Annotated in this window: 4 protein-coding genes; 3 read left to right on the top strand and 1 reads right to left on the bottom strand. The window is 41.1% G+C overall.

Translation table 11 applies throughout. The features are described from left to right. The 3 genes from KFO40_RS24955 to KFO40_RS24965 form a co-directional block, all read left to right on the top strand. Positions 1 to 614, top strand: a 614-nt coding sequence (locus tag KFO40_RS24955; RefSeq protein WP_211146911.1) for a beta-galactosidase trimerization domain-containing protein, incomplete at its 5' end; no start/stop codon positions are given. A gap of 59 nt (positions 615 to 673) precedes the next feature. Then, positions 674 to 1,771, top strand: a complete 1,098-nt coding sequence (locus KFO40_RS24960) for a cellulase family glycosylhydrolase (RefSeq protein WP_151922279.1) — start codon at positions 674 to 676, stop codon at positions 1,769 to 1,771. Between the two features lie 113 nt (positions 1,772 to 1,884). Beyond that, positions 1,885 to 3,879 (top strand): glycoside hydrolase family 97 protein, encoded by a 1,995-nt coding sequence (locus KFO40_RS24965; protein WP_211146912.1) that lies wholly within the window; start codon positions 1,885 to 1,887, stop codon positions 3,877 to 3,879. A gap of 236 nt (positions 3,880 to 4,115) precedes the next feature. On the opposite strand, the gene KFO40_RS24970 is transcribed toward KFO40_RS24965, so the two are convergent. Next, positions 4,116 to 5,324 carry a hexokinase gene (locus KFO40_RS24970; RefSeq protein ID WP_211146913.1) on the bottom strand — a complete coding sequence of 403 codons (1,209 nt, stop codon included), beginning with the start codon at positions 5,322 to 5,324 and terminating at the stop codon, positions 4,116 to 4,118. Positions 5,325 to 6,142 lie beyond the last annotated feature (818 nt).

Below are 6,142 nucleotides of genomic sequence, written 5' to 3' on the forward strand. Positions count from 1 at the left end.
AGTTGCTTGATAACAATTTGGTAGAACGTTGGACTGAATACGTGAAGAATGGAGGACATCTGATTCTGACCTGCCGTGCCGGGCAGAAAGACCGTAATGCCAAATTGTGGGAGGCTCCTTTAGCTGCTCCCATCCACCAACTGGCCGGAATAAACAGCCTGTACTATGACCATCTGCCTCACAATCTGTATGGAATGGTTGATTTCGGGGGCATGGAATACGCCTGGAACAATTGGGCGGACGTACTAACTCCGGATGCCGGAACAGATGTTTGGGCTGTGTATGCGGACCAGTTTTATAAGGGAGCTGCTTCTGTGATACACCGTAGGCTGGGTAAAGGAACGGCCACCTATATCGGAACGGATACCGATGACGGGAAATTGGAGAAAGAAGTAGTACGTCGTGTATATAAGGAAGCCGGCGTACCGACTGAAGATTTACCATACGGAGTAGTGAAGGAATGGCGGGATGGTTTTTACATCGCTTTAAACTATACATCGGACATTCAGGAAATAGCCATTCCCGATGAGGCGGAGATATTGATCGGCAGTGCACGCCTCGAACCTGCGGGAGTAGTGGTGTGGAAGGAAAAGTCAGACGACAGGCATAAATAATCAAATAAACGGGAATTAAAAGAACAAGGAATCTTTTATATTAATCAATTGAAAATAGCATGAAAAATAAATGGTGTGTTAATGTTGTGTTTTTATTCTTTTTCGTAGGGATATGTGTATGCGCCTGTACACAGGATTCTAATTCTTCAAACAACAGTCGTTGGACGGAAGAGAAGATACAAGAATGGTATGACAATCAGCCTTGGCTGGTAGGTTGCAATTATATTCCGGCAACGGCAATCAATCAGATAGAAATGTGGAGTGCGGATACTTTCGATCCTGAACAGATTGATAAAGAGCTATCATGGGCGCATGAACTGGGCTTTAATACCTTACGCGTATTCTTGAGCAGTGTCGTATGGCAAAATGATGCGGCAGGAATGAAGAAACGTATGGATGATTTTTTGAATATTTGCGGGCAATATTCAATCCGCCCTATGTTTGTGTTCTTCGATGATTGTTGGAATCCGGAGTCGGCTTATGGCAAGCAACCGGAACCGAAGACGGGTGTACATAATTCCGGCTGGGTGCAGGACCCTTCGTGTAGTTTGCGTAAAGACACACTGACGTTGTATCCTTTTCTACAAGAGTATGTAAAAGATATTGTCCGAACCTATGCTAACGATGACCGGATATTGATGTGGGATTTGTATAATGAGCCGGGGAATAGTAAACACGAGGAAACTTCTTTGCCTTTATTGACGAATGTCTTTCGTTGGGTGCGCGATTGTAAACCGTCACAACCGATTACTGCCGGTGTATGGGACTATAATTCTCCCCGGAAGAATGTTCTGAATGCGTTTGTGTTGAATCATTCGGACATCATCTCTTACCATAATTACGATAATGAGGAGCGGCATGGCGAATGTATCAAATTTTTAAAGATGCTTAACCGTCCGTTGATTTGTACCGAATATATGGCCCGTCGCAATGACAGCCGCTTTTGTAATGTTCTTCCTTTGATGAAAAAAGAAAAGGTAGGCGCCATCAATTGGGGATTTGTTGCAGGAAAGACAAATACTATTTTTGCCTGGGATGACGTTATTCCGTCGGGTGAAGAACCGGAATTATGGTTTCATGATATTTATCGTCCTACCGGAGTACCTTATCAGCAGGAAGAAGTCGATTGTATTCAATCCCTGACAGGAAAAAGATAGAATTACGTATTCTTTTTTATCTCTGTTTTTTAGTTTTCATATAGGTTGCTATACTATATTATTTTATTTTTGTATCGTTCTTCTATAATTTGATAACTACTATAATTAAAACCATGAAAAAACTGAAGATTTTATTATTCTTATGTATTGTCGCATGTACGCTTACGGTACAGGCGCAAAAACAATTTACTTTGAACTCTCCGGATGGAAAGCTTCAAACGACGATTACCGTAGGTGATAAGCTGACTTATGACATCCACTGTAACGGACGGCAGATCCTTGCTCCTTCTCCGATTTCGATGACATTGGATAACGGAGAAGTCTGGGGAGAGAAAGCTAAGTTGTCCGGCACTTCCGGGAAAAAAGTAGATCAGATGATTCCTTCTCCTTTCTATCGTGCCAGTGAATTGAGAGACCACTATAATGAACTGACTCTTCGGTTTAAAAAAGACTGGAATGTCGAGTTTCGTGCGTACAATGATGGTATTGCTTACCGCTTTGTCAGCCGTGCGAAGAAACCTTTCAACGTGGTAGATGAAACAGTAGATTATCATTTCCCATCCGATATGGTAGCTTCTGTACCTTATGTAAAAACAGGAAAGGACGGTGATTATAACTCTCAATATTTCAATTCATTCGAAAATACTTATACTACCGATCCATTATCGAAGCTGAATAAAAAACGTTTGATGTTTTTGCCATTAGTCGTGGATGCCGGTGAAGGCGTTAAGGTTTGTATCACAGAATCCGATTTGGAGAATTATCCCGGCCTCTATTTGTCTGCTATTGAAGGAGAAAATCGGTTGACGGGACGTTTCGCTCCATACCCCAAGAAGATGGTGCAAGGCGGACACAATCAACTTCAAATGTTGGTGAAAGAGCATGAAGCTTACATTGCCAAAGTAGATAAACCCCGGAATTTCCCGTGGCGCATGAGCATTGTTACCACTTCCGATAAGGATTTGGCAGCAAGCAACTTGAGCTATTTATTGGCTGCCCCTTCCCGTCTGACAGATCTTTCATGGATCAAACCCGGCAAAGTAGCATGGGACTGGTGGAATGCCTGGAATTTGGATGGCGTTGATTTTGTGACCGGAGTAAATAATCCGACTTATAAAGCCTACATTGATTTTGCTTCTGCAAACGGTATTGAATATGTGATACTTGACGAAGGCTGGGCGGTAAATCTGCAAGCGGATTTGATGCAAGTGGTGAAAGAGATTAATCTGAAAGAATTGGTAGATTATGCAGCCTCCAAAAATGTAGGCATCATTCTTTGGGCCGGTTATTATGCTTTCGAGCGTGATATGGAGAACGTTTGCCGTCATTATGCCGACATGGGAGTAAAAGGTTTTAAGGTCGACTTTATGGATCGTGACGATCAGCTTATGACTGCGTTCAATTATCGGGCTGCCGAAATGTGTGCTAAATACAAACTGATCCTCGACTTGCACGGAACGCACAAACCGGCCGGTTTGAATCGTACTTACCCGAATGTATTGAACTTTGAAGGTGTCAATGGTCTGGAACAGATGAAATGGAGCCCGGCTTCGGTGGACCAGGTGAAGTATGACGTGATGATTCCTTTCACTCGTCAAGTATCCGGTCCGATGGACTACACTCAAGGAGCGATGCGCAATGCTTCGAAAGGTAACTATTACCCTTGCAATTCAGAACCGATGAGTCAGGGAACTCGTTGCCGTCAACTTGCTCTGTATGTTGTATTCGAATCTCCTTTCAATATGTTGTGTGATACGCCGAGCAACTATATGCGCGAACCGGAATCAACAGGATTTATTGCTGATGTTCCGACAGTGTGGGATGAAAGTATCGTGCTTGATGGTAAGATGGGAGAGTATATCGTAACAGCACGCCGGAGTGGAAATGTCTGGTATGTAGGTGGAATCACCGATTGGACGGCACGTGACATCGAAGTGGATTGCTCTTTCCTGGGTGGTAAGACGTATGACGCTACATTGTTTAAAGACGGAGCAAATGCTCACCGGATCGGGCGTGATTATAAATGTGAATCCATCCGGATAAAAAATGACAGTAAGTTGAAGATTCATTTGGCACCCGGAGGTGGGTTTGCTTTGAAGATTAAGTAAACAACCACTTTACACACTACATTGTCTATTAAATCTTGAAATAGATTTGATATATCTGCAATAGGTTGGATAAGGGTGCGTCCCCACCCTTATAAACGAAGAATAACCCTCGTTACAACTATCTGTAGCGAGGGCTATTACATTAAAAAGAGAGTTCTGGCACATTCCTGTCAGATTCTTATAAGCAAGTCGATTGGGAGGATCACCCTGTAATGACGATGATAGGCAGGGAGGTGTCAGGATAAAGCCGCAATACCTGTCCCTATCAAATTGGCATTATTCATGCTTTTGATATCGACCTCTACATCTTCCAAACCAAACAAACTGAAAAGCTCCCGTAATTTTTCCATGACAATCATGTTATAGTTCTTGTCTTTTCTGTTCTTGCTCCAAAAAAGACTGCCTTCGGCAACCAGGCAAATTTTTCGTATATTCTTGTTGTATGACTTCAACAACATGATAAGCCCTGTCAGTGAAGCTGCAACTAACTGTGCTGATCTACTATATATCCACTGTGCTACTTCTACATACACCTCCTTATAAATATCGGGATAGTTCATAATAGAGGTGAGCTTTTGTGCATCAAACTTTTCTTCGAACTCCTCCAATGGGAAAGTGGCTTTTAGAATATCTCCCAGGTACATACCGGATACAGCTTTTTCGAAACGTTGTTTTCCCGGATTCCCGGAGATTCCATCTACTGTATTATCTACTGCAGTGAGGAACGGCGGATGAAAATTGCCGGATTCCAGATTGATGGGAATCAATCCATCTACTTTATGTGACGGATTTAATTTTTTAATTTTGTCAGCCGGAATAAAAGTTGCCATATTGGTGCCTGTTCCTACAATCAGACCTATATACGCATCGTAACTACTGTCGGTAAGTCCGGCAAATAAACTGGCAACAGTGTCATTGAGCACTTTTATGTTCGTAAACTTGATTTTATTTCTTTCATTCAGATAGTCGAGTAAAGGTTTTCCAACAACTTCTCCGATCATCTCTTTTATATCAACTCCTTTGGTCCAACGCAGCAGTTTAGCATCTCCACCTGGGACGGACTCTGTCGGATAAGAAAAACAATATCCAATTGGCATCTCTTTTTCCCGTTTTATTCCGGTTATCATATCTGCCATTTCTTTGAACAACTCCTCTCGGGTATAACCGGGAGTTTTCATAATCGACATGTCCTTTTTCCAACCATTGTTAGGATGAATGGTGGGAGGCATTTTGCTGAAGTCAACGATTGCTACCCGGTAATTCGTTCCTCCCAAGTCGAGTACTAATGATTTGCCATTGATACCACTTGCTTTCGGAGTGATGAAAGTGGGAATGCATTGTATCTCTGCATTTTCAGTGTTCAAACCTTCTTCTACTTTCGCTTTAAATGAGCGAGCAATCTCTTTGAGCTGCTCATTATCTAACTGAAAAATATTTTTCTCCATGATATTATTTTTTATTGTATAGAATATGTTTATGTATGAATAACAACTGAAAAGGAATTTTGCTCGGTGGGTATACAGTATATGGCTCCGGCCGGATTTCTGGATTTATCTCTTTCTTTTTGCTCTTTTCCTTTTTGCTCTTTCTTAAAAAACGCAAAATTCAGGTTACTTACGCACACTTTCTCCTGTCGCCTATTTTTCACTTGCATTTCTCATAGTGTTATGCATTTGATTTATATATAGTTATTGTATTTACTATGAGAATATGAGAAATGAAAATTGAAAATCGTTTGCAGGAACCTGCCCTGAGCGTTTTTATTTTGATACAATCAGGGCAAACGTCCGCCTGAGTTTAATTCATCAATACATTGCTTTAAGTCGTAAGGACAAATTAGTGGGGATTTGAAAGTTGCCAATATATAGCTATAATAATTTTATGTCTCATACCTATTTCTTTGTCAAAATTGTTTGTTTGCTAAATATAAATTGCTACTTTTGTCGTAGTTTACTTTCGAGCGATGAAGGTAACTTTTTAATATTTTTATTGAGAACGGTTATTTGTTACATTCATATATAAAATCCGCTAAATTTTAACTTTCGTGAATGGAATGAGTGACAAGTCTCGCGCACTTTTGTCTGTATAACCTTGTTATATACTCAGTTGGGCGTGGGGCTATCATTCATGTTCACGAAAGGGGTCTTAGCGGATACCTATATATGGCATGAATAGATAGTTTCCACGTATTCTATGTTTCTATCCAAGTCATTTTATGAGTTTAACATTTTCTTAACATCGGTAAATTTAGCATTGTAAAACA

The organism is Bacteroides sp. 1001302B_160321_D4 (genome assembly GCF_015667765.1).
GTDB lineage: Bacteria > Bacteroidota > Bacteroidia > Bacteroidales > Bacteroidaceae > Bacteroides > Bacteroides xylanisolvens.

Excerpts from the sequence above, each read along its gene's own strand:
- KFO40_RS24960 (WP_151922279.1), top strand. The coding sequence starts at position 674 with ATGAAAAATAAATGGTGTGTTAATGTTGTGTTTTTATTCTTTTTCGTA.
- KFO40_RS24970 (WP_211146913.1), bottom strand. The coding sequence starts at position 5,324 with ATGGAGAAAAATATTTTTCAGTTAGATAATGAGCAGCTCAAAGAGATT.
- KFO40_RS24965 (WP_211146912.1), top strand. The coding sequence starts at position 1,885 with ATGAAAAAACTGAAGATTTTATTATTCTTATGTATTGTCGCATGTACG.